Annotated in this window: 16 protein-coding genes; 5 read left to right on the forward strand and 11 right to left on the reverse strand. The window is 43.6% G+C overall.

What is annotated here, in order from left to right:
* Positions 1-58: 58 nt before the first annotated feature.
* From NSS60_RS10275 to NSS60_RS10300, 6 genes are all read right to left on the reverse strand, one after another.
* Complete coding sequence (locus NSS60_RS10275; protein ID WP_340720831.1) at positions 59-3,241, reverse strand: hypothetical protein; 3,183 nt, start codon at positions 3,239-3,241, stop codon at positions 59-61.
* Entirely contained in the window at positions 3,238-4,623 is a 1,386-nt protein-coding gene (locus NSS60_RS10280) for a glycosyltransferase family 2 protein (RefSeq protein WP_340720832.1), read from the reverse strand. The genes NSS60_RS10275 and NSS60_RS10280 overlap by 4 nt, the downstream gene beginning before the upstream one ends.
* On the reverse strand, positions 4,616-5,656 hold the full coding sequence (locus NSS60_RS10285) for a HEAT repeat domain-containing protein (protein ID WP_340720833.1): 1,041 nt from the start codon (positions 5,654-5,656) through the stop codon (positions 4,616-4,618). The genes NSS60_RS10280 and NSS60_RS10285 overlap by 8 nt, the downstream gene beginning before the upstream one ends.
* 2 nt (positions 5,657-5,658) lie before the next feature.
* Positions 5,659-7,314: a diguanylate cyclase gene (locus NSS60_RS10290; RefSeq protein WP_340720834.1), complete on the reverse strand. Its 1,656-nt coding sequence runs from the start codon at positions 7,312-7,314 to the stop codon at positions 5,659-5,661.
* Positions 7,315-7,331: 17 nt separating this feature from the next.
* Positions 7,332-8,237: a chemotaxis protein gene (locus tag NSS60_RS10295; RefSeq protein WP_340720835.1), complete on the reverse strand. Its 906-nt coding sequence runs from the start codon at positions 8,235-8,237 to the stop codon at positions 7,332-7,334.
* 67 nt (positions 8,238-8,304) lie between these two features.
* Positions 8,305-8,463: a hypothetical protein gene (locus NSS60_RS10300; protein ID WP_340720963.1), complete on the reverse strand. Its 159-nt coding sequence runs from the start codon at positions 8,461-8,463 to the stop codon at positions 8,305-8,307.
* A gap of 159 nt (positions 8,464-8,622) precedes the next feature.
* Here NSS60_RS10300 and NSS60_RS10305 point away from each other — a divergent pair, with 159 nt between their 5' ends.
* The 4 genes from NSS60_RS10305 to NSS60_RS10320 all read left to right on the forward strand — a co-directional run bounded on the left by NSS60_RS10305 (position 8,623) and on the right by NSS60_RS10320 (position 11,167).
* On the forward strand, positions 8,623-9,201 hold the full coding sequence (locus tag NSS60_RS10305; RefSeq protein ID WP_004891359.1) for a TetR/AcrR family transcriptional regulator: 579 nt from the start codon (positions 8,623-8,625) through the stop codon (positions 9,199-9,201).
* 153 nt (positions 9,202-9,354) lie between these two features.
* The gene (locus NSS60_RS10310) at positions 9,355-9,504 is read left to right on the forward strand and encodes a hypothetical protein (protein ID WP_164875838.1); all 150 of its coding nucleotides are present in this window, start codon (positions 9,355-9,357) and stop codon (positions 9,502-9,504) included.
* Positions 9,505-9,669: 165 nt separating this feature from the next.
* Positions 9,670-9,903 (forward strand): IDEAL domain-containing protein, encoded by a 234-nt coding sequence (locus tag NSS60_RS10315; RefSeq protein ID WP_004891362.1) that lies wholly within the window; start codon positions 9,670-9,672, stop codon positions 9,901-9,903.
* A gap of 112 nt (positions 9,904-10,015) precedes the next feature.
* Complete coding sequence (locus tag NSS60_RS10320; RefSeq protein WP_004891365.1) at positions 10,016-11,167, forward strand: aminotransferase A; 1,152 nt, start codon at positions 10,016-10,018, stop codon at positions 11,165-11,167.
* An 11-nt stretch (positions 11,168-11,178) separates the two neighbouring features.
* Here the strand turns inward: NSS60_RS10320 and NSS60_RS10325 are convergent, their stop codons facing one another.
* Positions 11,179-12,045 (reverse strand): NAD(P)-dependent oxidoreductase, encoded by an 867-nt coding sequence (locus NSS60_RS10325; protein WP_004891367.1) that lies wholly within the window; start codon positions 12,043-12,045, stop codon positions 11,179-11,181.
* Positions 12,046-12,060: 15 nt separating this feature from the next.
* Complete coding sequence (locus tag NSS60_RS10330) at positions 12,061-12,828, reverse strand: SDR family oxidoreductase (RefSeq protein ID WP_340720836.1); 768 nt, start codon at positions 12,826-12,828, stop codon at positions 12,061-12,063.
* A gap of 407 nt (positions 12,829-13,235) precedes the next feature.
* Here NSS60_RS10330 and NSS60_RS10335 point away from each other — a divergent pair, with 407 nt between their 5' ends.
* Entirely contained in the window at positions 13,236-14,453 is a 1,218-nt protein-coding gene (locus NSS60_RS10335; RefSeq protein ID WP_340720837.1) for an RNA-guided endonuclease InsQ/TnpB family protein, read from the forward strand.
* Positions 14,454-14,577: 124 nt separating this feature from the next.
* Here NSS60_RS10335 and ptsP read toward each other — a convergent pair whose 3' ends face one another.
* From ptsP to ptsG, 3 genes are all read right to left on the reverse strand, one after another.
* A complete protein-coding gene (gene ptsP / locus NSS60_RS10340; protein WP_064214033.1) occupies positions 14,578-16,293 on the reverse strand; it encodes a phosphoenolpyruvate--protein phosphotransferase in 1,716 nt (571 codons plus the stop codon).
* The gene (locus NSS60_RS10345; protein ID WP_004891375.1) at positions 16,293-16,565 is read right to left on the reverse strand and encodes a phosphocarrier protein HPr; all 273 of its coding nucleotides are present in this window, start codon (positions 16,563-16,565) and stop codon (positions 16,293-16,295) included. Before NSS60_RS10345 ends, ptsP begins: the two co-directional genes overlap by 1 nt.
* An 83-nt stretch (positions 16,566-16,648) precedes the next feature.
* Complete coding sequence (gene ptsG, locus NSS60_RS10350) at positions 16,649-18,661, reverse strand: glucose-specific PTS transporter subunit IIBC (protein WP_004891378.1); 2,013 nt, start codon at positions 18,659-18,661, stop codon at positions 16,649-16,651.
* Between the last annotated feature and the right edge of the window lie 185 nt (positions 18,662-18,846).

The raw sequence follows: 18,846 nt of genomic DNA on the forward strand, positions 1-18,846 counted from the left end.
CCTCTGGCAACGGAATAAATTGTCTTGCTAAACTTTTTCGAAAGTAAAATTTTCGCCATTACTTCGTCTCCCCTTTATATGTTTGTTTTACAATGTCATATGAACGTTTCAACCGTTCGTGATATGTCGGTTCTTCCCAACCATCCCATGTATAGAGATAAAAATGGTTTGGATCTAAATGGGCCGGATATGAAAAATTTTTTTCATATACGCCGATGCGAATGCCGTCAATCGTTTTGCTGCTTGTCAGTCCACCTTGCCACATATCTCCCATCACTTCATGCATGCTCGGGTCTTTTACGTTAAGAAGCGCCCAAGGGATGCGAATTTCATATCCGTCTTTTTGTTGGCTGACACTGACGTCCGTCAATGAATTGTATGCTTCGTCATTCGGATTAGCTGTACCGAACGTCATGATACCTGTTTCATAAAAATCGAACGGATACGTTTTTCCCTTAATTGGTAACTTTTTATTGAGCGTAAGGCGAATCGGATGATACATGCCGTTATTTTTTTTGTGCGCATACGGCAGGCGATCAATCATTTGCAACATATGTCCGTAATGATAATAAAACGAATCGTAGTAGCTATCAACCAATAATCGCCCTTCTTTTTCACCGCGTAAATGGAGGACGAAGTCAACGCCTTCCGTTCGTACGTTCGGCACATCGGGAATAGTCGATTGTCCTTGATTGTTGATCGTGTCAAATAATATATATACGTCTTTGTTTTGTTTTACCGTTGTATCGTAACGAATGTATACGTATCGTTCGTCGCTTGTCATATATAGCGCACGACCGTTTTGTTGGAACGCTGGAGCGATTTTTTGCAATGCCCAGTCTTCTTTTCTCCCATCGACTTTCATCATTTTCGTTTCGTCTGGCGCAGGGTCAAAACTTAATAGACCGAATTGCTGTTCGTTCGTTTGCGCGTTTGACCAAAACGGTCGACGATCTGGATTGTCGTAGTCCATCGTGTTCCACGTTCGTTTAAACCATTCATCTTGCCATGTGAAAATAAATCCGCCCGCCATCTTCTCGTGGACGATATCTTCAAATAGTTTTTTGTTGATAACACCTTGCTCTTGCTCGGAATGAAACCCTTGATTCATCCCGTATACGTTACGGTGCGTCATGCCGCGCGATGAAGGGACGCCAAATTCGGCGACGACGATTGGCATACGATGCACTTGCTTCATATCGTGCAAATAACCTGCATAGTTGTTTTTCTCACCGCGATGGTCGATATAATTGACGTATTTCGGCTCATAGTTTAAAAAGTCTGGATAATACGGATAAATGTGATACGAAGCAAACAAGCCGCTATGCATCGCTTTTGTCGCATATATGACGTTCGGATTGACCGATACGAAATCTTCTTTTTCTAACGGTTCGCTCGGATGTGTTAACAAATCGGTCGTCAACCAGTTTGTAAAGCTGACTGGCCGTTGCCAGTTGTACGTTTTCGTTTCATAGGCGATCGCTTCGTCCATCATGCGCGCGAGCCAAATTTCAAATGGGGAAGCACCTTTTGTATACACATACGCCCCTTGATAATCTGACAAGCCCGCATGTTTCGTATTTGTCGCATGGACGACGGTCGGCTCCCACTCGACGCCAAAAATCCAACCGAGTACATATCGTGAAATGTCGTGTTTATACACACCGCTCGCATGACCGGGACGAGGTGAAATCGTTGCCCGTCCATGCACAATGTCAATCGTCCACTTTATTTCTGCGACAAACTCATCTGTATTTTCTTTTGCAAATGCATCGTTTGTACGTAAAAACGTTTCTTCATTCACCCAAACACCGTGAAATAAATATAAAGGCTGTTTTGCGATTTGATTATACTCGTAAAAAGCCTCATAAAACGCAGGTAGATGAATCGTATACACCCGTAAGGCATTCGCATGCATCGCCCCAATTTGTTTAAACCAGCGAAAATATTGTTCTTTCGTAATCGCTGTTTCTCCCGGGAAATGCCCCGGCTTTGCGATGCCCATGTTGACCCCTTTCAACAACATATTTTCCCATTTGCCATTTTTGTAAATTTGTATATATTGTTCACCAACGCGACCAGCGAGTTGAATGCCGTCGTCTGTTTTGGCGATCGCACGCTCGCTCCATTGCTTGTCATCGTTAGACGCTTGTTTTAAAATCGTTTTCATCATTGGAACGTACGCTTTCCAATAAAACGATGCGGTGCTGTTCGGATCGTGGCGCGTCGTCCATTTCCGCCATATGTCGATACCGGCCGTTCGGTAAATGCTCGGGACATCTCCGTAATCAGCGTAATCGCCGCAAAAATAGTACGCATCGTACCGATTGTTGCGATGATAAACGATCGCTGGAAACGTCGTCGGCAAACCGATCGCTTGCAACTTCTCTTTTCCGCTTTTTGATAATGAGAGCGTATACGTCGCTAACACTTCTTCGTCGTGTAACGGTTTGACAATATCAAACCAATACGAATACGGAATCGAACCGCTCACGCCAAGCTCTTTTTCCCCTTTTTTTGTCGGAGTAAAAAGCACGCCTTGTTTGCCGATTTCTTTTTTATGCAAAATGATAAGCCGGTCATATTCATCGACAAGCACATAGCCCGGTCCGGTGAATGTATATCGTTTGTTATATTGTTTTTCGTAGTTTTCTTTCACCCATACAGGCACTTCGTCATCTTCAAGCTTCGGAAAATAACGGCCAATCCAACCCGTCCATTCAACGTTTAATAACGCATAAAATTTTTCACGAACAGCTCGATCCGTTGAGCTCGCAAACGAGTTAAACTCCGCAATAAGCGTTTTGTTTCCTGCAAACATCGCATCGTGCAAGCGATTCACTTCTTGCTCTGTCAAACCGCCATACACTTTTTTCGAGCGTTTCCCTTTTTTTTCCGCAGTGAAATCATTTTCATATACACCATACGTATCCGCCACATAAATGACATCGTACGGTTGTAACGATGTCGGCCACGGTCGTTCTTTTTTCCCATTCGGCATAAAACCGACGTAATCTTTCGATAATTTATAGCGCGTTCCGTTTGGTTTTACATATTTTTGTTGATTTAATAGCCAAACGAGCCCTGCATGTTCGCGATACGTCTCATCGGGGACGGTTTTATTAATAATAAGCACGTTTAACGTTGTTTCTGGATTCAGCTTCCATAGCCAATACGGTGAAGAAATAGCGAAAAACATAAACAGTACGTATACAATGAGCCATCGTTGTCGTTTCATCATTTCGACACACCTTTTCTTTTCATTTCTCCCCAACCTTTTCTTTTTAAGAGCGCATCGACAATGCCTTCACAGCGCCATAATACTGTCAACGGATGATACCATAACGTCTCTGTAAAAGAGTAAAAAAAGAGGCGCACGACGTCGGATACGTTTGAAATTTTTCGCATTGTCCATTCTTCTAACAATACAGCAGCCATTGAAAAAATCGAGCCGTACAAAACGAAAACGAGGAATAGTAAAATCGCAAATTCAACATATATGTCTCCTAAGATGAGAGAGAGAAAGATGAGGATATAGACAAACAGTTCGACGACAGGTCCAAAAAATTCAATAAGTAAAAAATATGGCATCGAAATGAGCCCGATCGAACCGTAGCGCGGGTTAAACCATATGCGGCGATGAAGCCAAAGGCTTTCAAGTAGCCCGCGATGCCAGCGGCGGCGCTGTTTGCGTAAATCTGTCATCGACTCTGGTGCTTCCGTCCAACAAACCGAATCAGGAACGTACACAATTTTTTTATTCGCGTTCGTTTCTTTCACTAGTCGATGAAGACGGATGACAAGCTCCGTATCTTCCCCGACTGTATGCGCATACCCGCCCGCGCGAATGACCCATTGTTTCGAAAACACGCCAAATGCGCCTGAAACGATAAGCAGTAAATTGTGGCGGCTTAGTCCAATGCGCCCCACTAAAAACGCGCGCAAATATTCAATGACTTGCATGACGACGAGCGGCTGACGGGATAGCCCGATGCGCACGATTTCTCCTTTTTCAATGTCGCAGCCGTTGGCGATACGCACACTTCCGCCTGATGCGATCACTTCTTCATCTGAGTCGATGATCGGCTTCATCACTTTTAAAAAGGCGCGCCGCTCAATGACAGAATCGCCATCAATGGAGCAAACGTATGGATAAGATGAAAAATTAATGCCCGCGTTTAACGCATCCGCCTTCCCACCATTTTCTTTATCGATGACGAATAAATGGGAAAACTTTCGCGAGCGATATACTGCGCGGACACGTGCCGTTGGCAGCTGTTGGCGAATGACGCGCTTCATTTCAACAAGGTCAAAATCTCGCTTCAATCGCTCAAGCGTATCGTCTGTTGATCCGTCGTTAATGACAACAATTTCATACTCCGGATATTCGATGCTTAAAAGGGAGCGCACCGTCGCAAGAATACCAGCTTCCTCGTTGTAAGCAGGCACTAAAATAGAAACCGGTTTCGTATAACTGACATCGAGCATTTCTTCATACGGTTCCCATTCGTCCAATTCGTACATGCGTCGCAATTGAACGAACGAAACAACGAGTAAAAACGTATAAAACAAAATGACCGCCACCATAAAATAAAAGACGAACATCGCTGCCATTTCAATCATGTTCCCGACCCCTTTCTAACCATTCAAGCGCCATATCGCGCGCGTAGCGGTCGTCTGATGTTTGCGCAATGTGTTCGAGTATGTTCAGTCCGTTCGGCATGCGCAACAAAGCTTCCGCTGCTTGCGACCGAACGGAAAATACAGCATCTTTCATTAACAAGACAATATGATCGACCATTTCTTGCCGGCGCGTACGTGCGCACAGTCGTAATGCCATTAAACGCTCTTGCCAAACGGGAGATTGGAAATGAATGTGTAGTTGTTCAACGTCGAGTGGATATGCCATTTGTGCTAACGCCTTTAACGCACGAATGCGATATTCGCTTTGTTTATGTCGGAGCAATGTAAGTAAAAACGGAATGTGCGCCAATTTTTGCATAATGCCGATCATATCAATGATGGCGTATTGTATTTTTTCGTTCCAATCAAAAAAATGATCGACCATTTTCGCAAACGTCTCGTCATCCATGCGCGATAAAATAAGACGGTAGTCAAACTGTGTAAATGAATCGTCTGTTTGTTTCATATATTCGTATACGTGCGGATGTTGAAAAAGCGCAAACATTTTTAATAGTTGGCGCTTTTCCATCGTCGTCACACGTTTTTGTTCATACATGTTTTCTAATTCGGGCAAAAAGGAGCGAAGCTCAAAATCTTCAATGTAAAAGAGGGCGTTCATTCGTCTGCCGAGTCGGCGATGATACAATTGCTTATGCAAATAGTCAGCAAAATACGTTTCAGCTAACGATGTCACGCGCGCCCTCACATCTCCGTTGGCGAGCACGCGGATAAAATGGTCGAGCAATTCGATCATCGCGACATATTGCGCAGACGAAGATGGAGCGGGCACTTGTTCATCTCCGTACGCTACATAACGAAGTAATATTGGTTCGTACAATCGTTTGTACGTCTCTACTTCTTTTTTCCAACGCAAGTCTTTTCTTTTTTGCACAATTAAATAAAGGAAGATCGCTAGCAAAATGATCCATAATGTCACGACGATCAAACTAAATAACATAAGTGGATTCGACATCGTTAATTCATCCTTTTTAACATATGACGTATTTTTGCTTCAAGCTCAAGCAATTTAAACGGTTTCGTCATATAGTCGTCTGCGCCAAGCTCAAGCAATTTAAACGGTTTCGTCATATAGTCGTCTGCGCCAAGCTCAAGGGCGCGGGCAATATCGTTTTCGCTTTTTCGCGCGGTTAACATAATAATTTTGTAGCGCGATGCATCTTTTTTGTTGCGCAATTGTTGGAGCACTTCTAGCCCATCCATTTTCGGCATGACGCCATCTAAAATGACGAGACACGGCTCTTTTCCTTCATGCCAATCGGATGATATAAATTCCTCTCCATCTTTAAACGTACGCAACTCGAGCGCCACTCGTTCTTTAGCGAACATTTTTTGTACGACATCTGTTACAATAGCACGCACAATCGCATCATCATCGACAATCGCTACTTTCACCGTCCGACGAAGCGATGTTTCTTGTTGTTTCGCAAGTACGACGCAGTTTCTTCCTGTGTTTTTCGCTTTATATAATGCGGAATCTGCTAATTCAATCCAATATCCAATCGGTTTAGACGGGTCGTTCACTTCAGCAATGCCGGTCGAAAACGTACACGAAAACGTCGTTTCACCGCTTTGAAACGGAATGCGTTCAAACTGTTCGCGCAGTCGTTCAAACACGAGAAACGCTTCGCTTGCTTCGGTCGCCGGCAATAACACGACAAATTCTTCCCCGCCGAAACGAATGACAATGTCACGCGCGCGAACGTTCGTTTTTACAAATTGGGCAAATTGTTTTAAGACAACATCGCCAATTAAATGGCCGTATTGGTCGTTTACTCGTTTAAAATGATCAAGATCGAGTACCGCTAAACAAAACGGTTCATGCGTACGATGCCAGTCGCTTTTTAACTGTTCATACGCTTGTTTTAAATATTTTCGATTATAGACGTGCGTCAATTCATCTAATAAAAGCAGTTCATCAATGAGCTTTTTCCGTTCGAGCTGGCGGCGAATGCGCACGATAAATTCGTCGATCGCAAACGGCTTTGGAATAAAATCGTCCGCGCCCATTTCGTAACTTTTCATGCGCATCTCTTTTCGGTCGTCAATGCTCACCACAATCATCGGCACGAATTGTTGTTTTAGTTTTTCTTTTAAAAACGTTAATACTTCAAAGCCGGTTTTCGTTTGCATATGAATGTCGATGACGACGCAATCCGGGCGGACGTCATAAAAAGAAGCGACCGCTTTGATCGGATCAGCGATGGCGGCGACATACCATCCGATTTGTTCGAGCTGTTCTTTGACGTACATTAAAAACGACGGGTCATCATCAATGAGTAAAACGGTCGGTTCGCCTCCTTCTTTCGCCCCTTGCTCATTTGATGCCACGTCTCCAATTTGATGTTCGTAACAAAGTTGAAAAAGCGGAGCGAGCCGCTCTTTCACTTCTTTTGCCCCCCATTTTTTTTGTTCATCTTCACCCCATTGTTCCATCAGCTTCCGAGCATAGTTGCCGATATCGTCCATGCCGATCATCGCCGCTGTACCGGCAATGGAATGGAGAAGACGATAGACGTCTTGATGGGCGATTTCTTCAACCGTTTCCCATTCTTCTAACCGTTTGCGAATATTTTTCAAAAAATGTTGTCGATATTTGTCGTAACGATCCATAACAATCCCCTACTGTTTTATAAAATGTATTGATCGATCACTTGAACGAGTTCAGCAATTTCTGGTTTACTCACTTGCGCTGTCGCACCGACACGCTCTCCTTTATGACGAAGGTCATCTGTAATGAGCGAAGAGAAAATGACGACAGGTAAATGTTTTAGTTTGTCATGTTCGCGAATGCGTTTCGTTAAATGATGACCGTCCATTTGTGGCATTTCAATATCGGTAATAACGAGCTGCACTTCGCTTTCAACTGGCTTTCCTTTTTCAACGATCGATTGTAAATAGTTTAACGCATCTTCCCCATTTTCAAAAAACTCAACGTACACATAGCCCGCTTCAGCAAGCGTATCGTGAAGCAGTTTGCGCAAAAGCGGAGAATCTTCAGCGACGATTAACTTTTTATTCGAGCGGTCGCGTTGACCTAGTTTTTTCACGCGGTCGACGTGAATGCCTGATTGCGGATTAATGTCGACAAAGATTTTTTCAAAGTCGAGCAGTAAAATCATATTTCCGTTTAATTTCACTACACCGATAATTTGGCTTTCTAATCCTTGATACATTTGCGATGGCTTTTCGATTTGTTTCCATGATATGCGATGAATTTGTGTAACGTTATGGGCGTGAAACACAACTTTTTGTTGATTAAACTCCGCAACAATATATTTATCTTGCGCTGGGTTTTGCGATGGTCCGAATCCGAGCGCTTTCGCTAAATCGATGAGCGGAAGCACCTCGCCGCGCAATTCGATAATGCCTTCAATGTACGGGTGCGCATGCGGCACTTTTGTCGGTGCGATCGGCTGAATAATTTCTTTTACTTTAATAACGTTAATCGCAAAACGATTGTCACCGACTAAAAATTCGACAATTTCTAGTTCATTCGTTCCACTTTCTAACAAAATTCCATGTTTATTTTCCATGAAACAGCCTCCGTTACAACATCATTTATTGCCATTTTATCATATTTCTTGTGTGCACGAACAAAATTTAATATAAGTACTCGCTTACTTTTCGATTCGCGACGTTCGTGTCGATCGGGCAAAGGTCGGCATCGCGCCCGTATTGCCATATCCAGACGTTTACACGGCAGTTCGGGACGTTCGGGCGAAATGTTGGTGCTTTCGCCGCTGAATCAACGCCCCACATGCATCATTCCTCCTTTTTTATACTTCCTTCCATAATGTATGTGAAAGTGTATGTGAATGATACATATATAAATAAAATTGTGAACCTATATAAATATTACTTTATTCCTAGGCAAAAACCACTATAATAAAAATATATAGAGACAGTGGGGGATTTTCCATGAAAAGAGAGAGACAAAAAAAGCAAACGAGAATATTGTTGCAACAAACAGCACTTCATCTTTTTCAAAAACAAGGATATGAACAGACGACCATCTTGCAAATTACAAATGAAGCCGGGGTAGCAAAAGGAACATTTTTTAATTATTTTCGGACGAAAGAAGAAGTGTTACAAAGCGTATTTTTTTCACGTATAGAGAGCATATGTCAAAAAACGATGAACAGCAACAACGATTGGCACAAAAAAATCGATTCCATATTTGATGAGTTAGCGACGATGCACGAACAGCTCGGACGGGAAGTAGCGAAAGCGGTGCTCCACATTCATACCCGAAAAACGAAAGAGGCGGGTTGGCTCGCTCCATTGCATGACGTATTGACGCGCTTATTCGAGGAAGGAAAACGGTGCGGGCATGTGCGGACGAAACAATCCGCTTCGACGCTTGCGCATATCGCGATGCAATTGTACGTCGGTGCGCTACATTTATGGATGTTTTCATATGTGACCGATCCGCTCGCTACGTTTATGACGAATGCGTGGAACATGTTTGTCCATTACATAGAAAAAGAAGGGGACTAATCCCCTTCGTAACATAAGAAGAAGGACGACTACACTCGTTTTTATTTTCAGAAAAAATAAACATATTGACAGCTTTATGAACATGATAGACGTGGACAAATATGGCGCGTTACAATGATTGTGAAAAAAAACACGAAAAGAGAAGGTGTCAACATGAAAGGGTTAGCCATTCTTTTTGAAGAAAATCATACGGTCACGATTTTAGAAGATGTAGAAAAAGAACAACTTGAAGAAGTGGTAGACGAAGAAACAGAAGCAGTTCTTTGGCACGGTGAAGAAATCGACTGGGACTACGGTTATTAATATAAGAAAAGCGAAAAGCGCCTGCCTATCGTTTAAAAAGCTGGCATTCGTCAGCTTTTATTTTTTTTTCTTTTATTTTTCGGAATTTTATTTACATTTTACAAAAAACTCTTTATAATGTAGAAAAGGGAGGAGATTATTCTTCTCGCTAAGGGGGAATGAAACATGTATGAAAAATACAATGACATGGCACTCATATCTCAACCGTATGATCTCACAGATTACAAACAAGCGGCACAGTTTGTAATCGAACAGGCGTTGTTTCGATTTGAAAGAGATCGGTTGATGCGCGACATCGATCAGTCGCTTGAGCAGCGGGATGAAGCGTTGTTTCTTACCCTCTCAGCCCAATACAATGAGCTTCTTCAACGCTATCGTCACTTAGAGAGTTTGGCATGATCGACTGTGAAACGACAGAACAGCACATAAGGTGAACGTTTTCAGCAAAACACATTGCGAAACGTTCACCTTTTATTGTTTAATAAAGAAAAAAACGAAGAGGTGAACGATCATGACGCTTCCGATGAATGAACGTGTACGCCATATTCAACTATCTGGCATTCGGCAATTTTTTAATCTCGTTGCGAACGAGAAAGATATGATTTCATTAACGATCGGTCAGCCCGACTTTCCGACCCCTGATCATATTAAAGAAGCGACGAAGCGCGCGCTCGATGAACACTTTACATCTTACACGCATAACGCCGGATATTTACCGTTGCGTGAAGCTGCTTGTCGCTTTGTGGAAACGAAATATGGACTGCGCTATACGACCGATGAAGTGATCGTCACCGTCGGCGCAAGCCAAGCGCTCGATATTGCGTTTCGTACCATTTTAACGGAAGGCGCAGAAGTCATTCTCCCTGCCCCTGTGTATCCAGGATATGAACCGATTATTCGTTTATGTGGGGCAACACCTGTACATGTCGATACGAGAAAAACAGGCTTTAAACTGTTAGCCGAGCACATCGAACCGCTTATCACCGAGCGGACGCGGTGCATCGTATTGCCGTATCCGTCCAATCCGACAGGAATGACGTTAACGAGCGATGAACTGAAACAAATCGCTGCACTTGTAAAAGGCAAACCGATTTGGGTCATTTCCGATGAAATTTATAGCGAACTTGTGTTTACAGGGAAACACGAGTCGATTGCGACATGGCTTCCTGATCAAACGATCGTCATTAACGGCGTTAGTAAATCGCATGCGATGACCGGGTTTCGCATCGGGTTTTTATTTGCGCGACAATGGATCGTGGAACATATGTTGAAAGTGCACCAATATAACGTGTCATGCGCCACATCCATTGCGCAAAAAGCAGCGTTAGAAGCGTTAACGGTCGGAATAAACGATGCGAACGATATGAAAAAGCAATACGCGGAACGAATGACATATGTATATGATCGCCTTCGTGCCATGGACTTTGACGTCCAAAAACCGAACGGAGCATTTTACATTTTTCCTTCCATTGCACAGTTTCATCAATCATCTTTTGACTTTGCATTACAGCTAGCGAAAGAAGCGAAAGTCGCGGTCGTGCCTGGAAGTGCGTTTTCGACATATGGCGAAGGATACGTTCGCATCTCATACGCTTGTTCAATGGAAGAGCTAGAAAAAGGGTTGGATCGCATGGAATCGTACATAAAAAAAGGTGCTCGTTAACAGCACCTTTTTCACCATTCTTTATACCATTTATATAACGCTTGTGTACCGCTTTGTTCTTCCCCGCGCTCCGCAAGCGATTCATACAATTGCTTCGCGAGTTTTAAGCCCGGCAGTGATAAACCGAGCGTTTCCGCTTCAGCAAGTGCGATGCCCATATCTTTAATAAAATGTTTCACGTAAAAGCCCGGGGCGAAATCGCCAGCAAGCATGCGCGGCGCAAGATAAGAAAGCGACCAGCTAGATGCCGCTCCTTGTGAAATGCTTTGTAAGACGCGTTCTGGGTCTAACCCTGCTTTTTCGGCATAAACAAGCGCTTCACATACACCAATCATATTTGTCGCAATCGCAATTTGATTGCACATTTTCGTATGTTGCCCTGCCCCTGCTTTCCCTTGCCAAACGATATTTTTTCCTACGTGCGAAAATAACGGCATACACGCAGAAAAAGCTTCCATATCCCCACCGACCATAATTGATAGCGTGCCATTGCGCGCGCCGATATCGCCGCCTGACACAGGCGCATCGAGCGCATATATGCCTTTTTCTTTTGCCGCTTCGTAAATGCGAATCGCAAGCGAAGGTTTTGACGTCGTAAAATCAATGACGTACGCTCCGCGCTTCGCATGTTTTAAAATGCCGTCATCGCCAAAGTATACGTGTTCCACATCTTGCGGCTCACCAACCATCGTCATAACGACATCCGCCGCTTCAGCAACGTCTTTTACCGTTTCTTTCCACACGGCACCTTCTGCTAGTAAATCTTCTGCTTTTTCTTTTGTACGTGTATATACGACGAGCGAATAGCCTGCCCGAAGCAAGTTTCTTGCCATGCTTTTCCCCATCACACCAAGTCCGATAAATCCGATCGTTTGCATCGTTCTCTCCCCATTCTAAATTGCTTTGACCATGCCGCCATCGACTAAAAGCGATTGACCGGTCATATACGTATTCTCATCGGACAATAAAAAGGCGACGACGTTCGCAAATTCTTCTGGCGTGCCGTAACGACCGAGCGGAATGGTCGCTTTCATGCGCGCTTCCATTTCTTCTTTGCGAATGCCGAGTTTTTTTGCATTTTGTTCATCTAAATAAGCGACGCGTTCCGTCGCAATGCGCCCCGGTGCAACAGTATTAATTAGAATACCGTATGGGGCAAGCTCTTGCGCGAGCGTTTTCGTTAAGCCGACAATGCCAAGCCGAAACGTATTCGATAAAAGCAACCCCGGAATCGGCTCTTTAATGGACGATGAGGCAATGTTGACGATTTTCCCTTTCGTTTTTTTCAAATGTGGTAATGCCGCGCGAATCATTCGCACATAGCTCAATAAATTTAACTCAAACGCCTGTTGCCAATCGTCATCTGTTAACGTCGCGAGCGTTCCCGTCGGGGGGCCGCCAGCGTTATTGACTAATACATGAATGTCACCAAATGTCCCCACCGTTTTTTCCACGAGTTGTTCAATCATCGCGTTGTTCGTCACGTCCGTTACGACGTATGCCGCTTTCCCTTTTCCGAGCGCATTGAGCTGTTCGGTAACATCGTGTAGCTTTCGTTCGTCACGGCTAGCAAGCATGACGTTTACACCTTGCGAAACAAGTTTTGTCGCAATCGCTTTCCCAAGACCTTGGCTTGATGCAGCAACAATCGCTGTTTTCATTTCATCCGCTTCCCTTCGATATGTACATTCGCTAACGATGCCGCGATTCCTCCCTGTTCGTTTTGCTTTTTAAACTAGTTAATTTCATCGTTAATGACCGAAACAAAGCGGTCCCCCTTCAGCTATGTCGATTGTTGTCGAAAAATTAATAAAGTCGCAGTTTCATCGTCTTTGGCGAGGAGACCCCCACTTCAACGACCAAAGGGAGTAGGTGGGGGAGGAATCGCTTTTTTGTTATAAAAGATTTACGATATGGTTCTGTTTTTTCATCCAATCGTAAAAATATATTAAAAATTTTGATAAAATATATTTGAGATCCCACTTCTTTCGTGATTATCTTTACATCTTATTGCATGGTTCTCTTATGAACATGTATAGTAAAAGAGAAAGCGAGGTGAACAACGATCATGATGGCGAATCGAGTGGAAAGGCATATGATTTTCGCCACTCATCCGTATTATCCGATGATCGATGAGTATTGTTTTCGGTCAAAAAATTTGTACAACTTCGCCAACTATCAAGTGAGGCAAACGTTTTTCCAACACGGCACGTATCTTTCTTACAACAAGCTAGACAAGCTGCTGAAAACAGAAGGGATGGATACAGACTATCGAGCGATGCCAATGGCTCAATGTGCTCAACAAACGTTAAGAATGTTGCATCAAAATTGGCAATCATTTTTTAAGTCGATGAAAGATTGGGCAAAAAACAAAGACAAATATACAGGCAGACCGAAACCGCCCAAATATCTCAAAAAAGACGGACGATATGTACTTGTGCTAACGAATCAATCATGCAAAGTCGTCGATGAACAAATCACGTTTCCTTCCTGTTTTCAAGGGTTTCGGTTAAAGACAAACATGAAAGGGAAGCTACAACAAGTCCGATTCGTTCCGAAACACCGCCATATCATCGTCGAAGTCGTTTACAAAATCCCTATTCCAACACAAAAACAAGATAACAACAGATATATCAGTATTGATTTGGGATTAGATAACTTCGCAACCATTGTGAACAATGTGGGCAAACAACCGATTGTCATCAATGGTAAAGGTCTAAAATCCGCCAATCAATACTATAACAAACAAATGAGCCACTACCGCAAAGTAGCGAAACAGATGAATGGACTCGATTGGACAAAACGAATGAGCAAAATGACAGAAAAACGAAACCGCATCGTGGAAAACTTTATGCACCAAGCGAGTGCCTTTGTCATCAAACATGCGCTGTCTTTAGACTGCGATACGATTGTGGTGGGGATGAATAAAGATTGGAAGCGTGAAGTCCATCTCGGAAAGCGCACAAATCAAGCGTTCGTTCACATCCCGTATCAAACGTTTCTTCATCAGTTGCAGTACAAAGCAGCACAGCATGGGATTCGTGTCATCGTGACAGAAGAAAGCTATACATCGAAATGCAGTTTTTTAGACATGGAAGAAATCAAAAAGCAAAAGCAATACAAAGGAACGCGCATCAAGCGAGGACTGTTTCAATCTGAAAATGGAATACTGATTAACGCAGATGTCAACGGGGCATATAACATCATGAGAAAAGTATTCCCAAAGGCGTTCGCCAATGGGATAGCGGGTGTGGGGTTACACCCAATCCGAGTACATGTCGCTTAAACGACGTGGACGGATAAACAATTTTATTAAAATCTTTATCATTATTCTATGATTTTAATAAAATTGATAACCTGACCGTTTTGTACTGATTTTTGCCATAAAAAAGAACCGGGGCGCCCGGTTCTTATTGTTGGAACGTTTCTTTGACAAAACGAACGACTTCTTCTGTTGTGGCAAGCGATAAAATGTGATCTTTCACTCGCTCCGCTTCTTGTTTGGACAGTTTCTTTAATTGCGAGCGAACGCGTAAAATCGATGTCGCGCTCATGCTAAATTCGTCTAAGCCGAACGCTAATAAAATTGGCACAGCTAGCTCTTCGCCAGCCATTTCCCCGCACATGCCAACCCATTTGCCTTCTTTATGCGCCGCTTCAATGACGTTATAAATAAGGCGCAAAATGGCAGGGTTGTACGGTTGATACAAATACGATACACGCTCGTTCATGCGGTCAGCCGCCATCGTATATTGGATTAAGTCGTTCGTTCCGATGCTAAAGAAGTCTACTTCTTTTGCAAATTGATCCGCCAATACAGCAGCTGCTGGAATTTCAACCATCATGCCGACTTCGATATGATCGGATACCTCAACACCTTCAGCGACAAGCTTTTCTTTTTCTTCTAAAAGAACAGCTTTCGCTTGACGGAACTCGTCTAACGTCGCGATCATCGGGAACATAATTTTTAAATTGCCATATACGCTTGCGCGCAACAACGCACGAAGTTGCGTACGGAACATCTCTTGCATATCTAAACAAAGACGAACGGCACGGAAACCTAAAAACGGGTTCATTTCTTTTGGAAGGTCTAAATACGGCAATTCTTTGTCGCCGCCAATGTCTAGCGTGCGAACGACGACCGGTTTTCCTTCCATTTTTTCTAGCACCGTTTTATATGCTTCAAACTGTTCTTCTTCTGTCGGCAATTCGTTGCGTCCCATGTATAAAAATTCGGTACGGTATAAGCCGATACCTTCTGCACCGTTTGCAAGTACACCTTCGACATCGTTTGGTGTTCCGATGTTTGCCGCAAGCTCAACGTGATGACCGTCTTTCGTCGTCGTTTGTTCATGAACGAGCTTTGCCCATTCTGCTTTTTGGGCAGCGAATGCGGCACGTTTTTGTTCGTACTCCGCGATCGTTTCTTCGGTTGGGTTAACGATCACTTCCCCGTCGAGCCCGTCAATAATGACGATGTCGCCGTTTTGAATCGTTGCTGTCGCTTCTTTCGTTCCGACGACAGCTGGAATTTCCATCGAGCGTGCCATAATGGCAGAGTGGGATGTGCGACCGCCAATGTCTGTTGTAAAACCTTTCACATATTTTCGATTTAATTGCGCTGTGTCAGACGGCGTTAAATCTTCAGCTACAATGATGACTTCTTCTGTAATCATGCTTGGGTTTGAAATCGTAACGCCTAGTAAATGGGCGAGGACGCGTTTTGTGACGTCGCGAATGTCCGCTGCACGCTCTTTCATATATTCGTTATCCATCGCTTCAAACATCGCGATGAACATTGATGTGACATCATGAAGTGCAAATTCTGCATTCACACGTTCTTGTTCAATTTTTTGTTCGACCGCTTGCACGAGCTCTGGATCGCTTAGCACGAGCAAATGGGCGGAGAAAATGGCCGCTTTATCTTCGCCAAGTTCTTTTAACGCATGCGCTTGAATGACTTCAAGTTCTTCTTTCGCTTTGGCGAGCGCTTGTTGGAAGCGGCTTACTTGTTCAGCTGGGTTTTCAATCGTTTGTTTTTCAACTGTTAAATCGGGATGTTCTAAACGGTACGCCTTCGCAATGGCAATGCCATTCGATGCAGCAATCCCTTGTAATCGTTTCATTACTCCGCTAATCCTTCTTTTGCTAGCGTTTCTGTTAATGTGTTAATTGCGTCTGCTGCATCGCTACCTTCAGCTGAAATTGTAATTTGCGCACCTTGTGGAATACCTAAAGACATGACACCCATAATCGATTTTAAGTTGACTTTTTTGCCGTTGTACTCTAATTGAATGTCGCTATCGAATTTGCTCGCTGCTTGCACTAACATCGTTGCTGGACGGGCATGAATACCAGATTCTGCAGTTACTTTAAACGTTTTTTCCATTTTGCTCATCTCCTCACTTTATATTTTGAAAACATAGAGGGCGAAAACCCTCTATGTTTTTTTACCGAAAAATGACGCATTTTGCAAGTAAATTATTTTTGAACGACGACAACGTCTTCGCCTTTTGTTACTGTTCCTTGTTTCGCGATATTTACCGTTTCTCCTGCTTGCAAGTTTGTGAAAATAATCGGTGTAACAATAGAAGGCGCATGTTGTTTCACATATGCAAGGTCGACTTTTAAAATCGGTTGTCCTTTTTTCACTTCTGTTCCTTCAGAAACAAGCGCTTCAAATCCTTGGCCGTTTAATTTTACTGTGTCAATGCCAAAGTGGATGAGCACTTCACGACCTGTTTTTGATTGAATGCCGATCGCATGTTTTGTTGGGAAGACGTTGATGATCGTGCCGTCTACTGGCGATACGACTGTCCCTTCTGTTGGCTCAACCGCAAAACCGTCACCCATCATTTTTGTTGAAAATACTTGATCTGGCACTTCAGAAAGCGGAACGACTTTTCCTGTTAATGGCGATGCGACTTGTTCTGTTTCTCCTGTCGCTTGTACTACTGGTTTTGCTTTTTCTACTGCTTTTGTCGGTACGCGACCTTCCATAATGTCTTTAATTTGTGTTTTTAAAATGTCTGATTTCGGTCCGAAAATGGCTTGAATGTTGTTTCCAACTTCTAATACGCCAGCTGCTCCGAGCGCTTTTAGACGATCTTTATCGACGTGTTGAACATCGTTTACTGAAACGCGTAAACGTGTGATGCACGCATCTAAATGCGCGATATTTTCTTTTCCGCCAAGCGCTGCTAAAATTTCGTGCGGGAGTTCGCCTGCATCCGCTGTCGCTGTTGTGTCTGTCGTTTCTTTTTCACGACCTGGTGTTGCTAAATCCCATTTACGAATCGCAAAGCGGAAGCCGAAGTAGTAAATGACCGCAAACACTAAACCGACCGGAATGACAAGCCACCATGCTGTACGTCCTGGCAACACACCGAATAATAAGAAGTCGATGACACCGCCAGAGAACGTCATACCGATTTTGACGTTTAAGATGTGCATGAGCATGAACGACAAGCCAGCAAAAACGCAGTGAATGGCAAACAGCACCGGAGCGACAAACAAGAACGAAAATTCGATCGGTTCGGTAATCCCAGTCAAAAACGATGTTAACGCTGCAGATCCCATGATGCCGGCAACGACTTTTTTGTTTTCTGGACGCGCTTCATGATAAATCGCTAGCGCTGCCGCTGGTAAACCGAACATCATGAACGGGAATTTTCCTGTCATAAATGTCCCAGCTGTTAATTCAGCACCGTCTTTAATTTGTTCCATGAAAATACGTTGGTCACCGCGCACAAGCTCGCCTGCTTTGTTCACGTATTGACCGAACTCAAACCAGAACGGTGAGTAGAAAATGTGGTGTAAACCGAACGGAATTAATGCACGCTCGATGACACCGAAAACGAATGCCGCTAATGTACGGTTTGCATCGATCATGTTGTGTGAAAAGGTGTTTAAGCCGTGTTGGACAGGTGGCCATAACCATGTCATCACAATACCGAGAATTAATGCCGATGCAGCTGTCACAATCGGAACAAAACGCTTTCCTGCAAAGAAACCTAAATAAGATGGCAATTCGATGTTAAAGTATTTGTTGTACATGTACGCGGCTAAAATACCGACGATAATCCCGCCGAATACCCCTGTTTGCAACGTCGGAATACCTAATACGTTTGCAAACGATGGGTCTGTGTCGATTTGATCGGACGTTACACCTAAAATGACGCTCATTGTTACATTCATAACTAAGTAACCGATAATCGCTGCTAAACCAGCAACTCCTTCACCGCCAGCTAATCCGACGGCTACCCCTACCGCAAATAAAAGAGGCAAGTTGGCAAACACAATACCACCAGATTGCTCCATCACTTTTGCAACCATTTCAACCCAGCCTGTTTCTAACGCCGGAATTTTTTCAATTAATGCTGGGTTTTGCAATGCGTTACCAAACGCAAGCAAAATACCTGCTGCCGGTAAAATCGCAACGGGAAGCATAAGCGCTTTACCGACTTTTTGTAACGTACCAAACGCTTTTTTCATATAAAACCCTCCTTCATCATGTTAACGTTCGCAACAAACGCCATTTTCATGCATCAAAAGTAGATGAAACAACACATTAGACGTCTAACAAATGTAAGCATTTGCAAACGATGGAAAACAAAAAGGCATGGGCAAAGAACGACAGAAAAAGGGTACAATGATCCACCTCTTTTCCGCCTCCTTTA

This window comes from Anoxybacillus sp. FSL W8-0382 (genome assembly GCF_038003845.1).
Lineage (GTDB): Bacteria > Bacillota > Bacilli > Bacillales > Anoxybacillaceae > Anoxybacillus > Anoxybacillus flavithermus_G.

Excerpts from the sequence above, each read along its gene's own strand:
- NSS60_RS10300 (WP_340720963.1), bottom strand. The coding sequence starts at position 8,463 with ATGTGGGGCGTTGATTCAGCGGCGAAAGCACCAACATTTCGCCCGAAC.
- NSS60_RS10305 (WP_004891359.1), top strand. The coding sequence starts at position 8,623 with ATGAAAAGAGAGAGACAAAAAAAGCAAACGAGAATATTGTTGCAACAA.
- NSS60_RS10315 (WP_004891362.1), top strand. The coding sequence starts at position 9,670 with ATGTATGAAAAATACAATGACATGGCACTCATATCTCAACCGTATGAT.
- NSS60_RS10330 (WP_340720836.1), bottom strand. The coding sequence starts at position 12,828 with ATGAAAACAGCGATTGTTGCTGCATCAAGCCAAGGTCTTGGGAAAGCG.
- NSS60_RS10295 (WP_340720835.1), bottom strand. The coding sequence starts at position 8,237 with ATGGAAAATAAACATGGAATTTTGTTAGAAAGTGGAACGAATGAACTA.
- NSS60_RS10280 (WP_340720832.1), bottom strand. The coding sequence starts at position 4,623 with ATGATTGAAATGGCAGCGATGTTCGTCTTTTATTTTATGGTGGCGGTC.
- NSS60_RS10345 (WP_004891375.1), bottom strand. The coding sequence starts at position 16,565 with ATGAGCAAAATGGAAAAAACGTTTAAAGTAACTGCAGAATCTGGTATT.
- NSS60_RS10290 (WP_340720834.1), bottom strand. The coding sequence starts at position 7,314 with ATGGATCGTTACGACAAATATCGACAACATTTTTTGAAAAATATTCGC.
- ptsP (WP_064214033.1), bottom strand. The coding sequence starts at position 16,293 with ATGAAACGATTACAAGGGATTGCTGCATCGAATGGCATTGCCATTGCG.
- NSS60_RS10275 (WP_340720831.1), bottom strand. The coding sequence starts at position 3,241 with ATGATGAAACGACAACGATGGCTCATTGTATACGTACTGTTTATGTTT.
- NSS60_RS10285 (WP_340720833.1), bottom strand. The coding sequence starts at position 5,656 with ATGTCGAATCCACTTATGTTATTTAGTTTGATCGTCGTGACATTATGG.
- NSS60_RS10325 (WP_004891367.1), bottom strand. The coding sequence starts at position 12,045 with ATGCAAACGATCGGATTTATCGGACTTGGTGTGATGGGGAAAAGCATG.
- NSS60_RS10310 (WP_164875838.1), top strand. The coding sequence starts at position 9,355 with ATGAAAGGGTTAGCCATTCTTTTTGAAGAAAATCATACGGTCACGATT.
- NSS60_RS10335 (WP_340720837.1), top strand. The coding sequence starts at position 13,236 with ATGATGGCGAATCGAGTGGAAAGGCATATGATTTTCGCCACTCATCCG.
- NSS60_RS10320 (WP_004891365.1), top strand. The coding sequence starts at position 10,016 with ATGACGCTTCCGATGAATGAACGTGTACGCCATATTCAACTATCTGGC.
- ptsG (WP_004891378.1), bottom strand. The coding sequence starts at position 18,661 with ATGAAAAAAGCGTTTGGTACGTTACAAAAAGTCGGTAAAGCGCTTATG.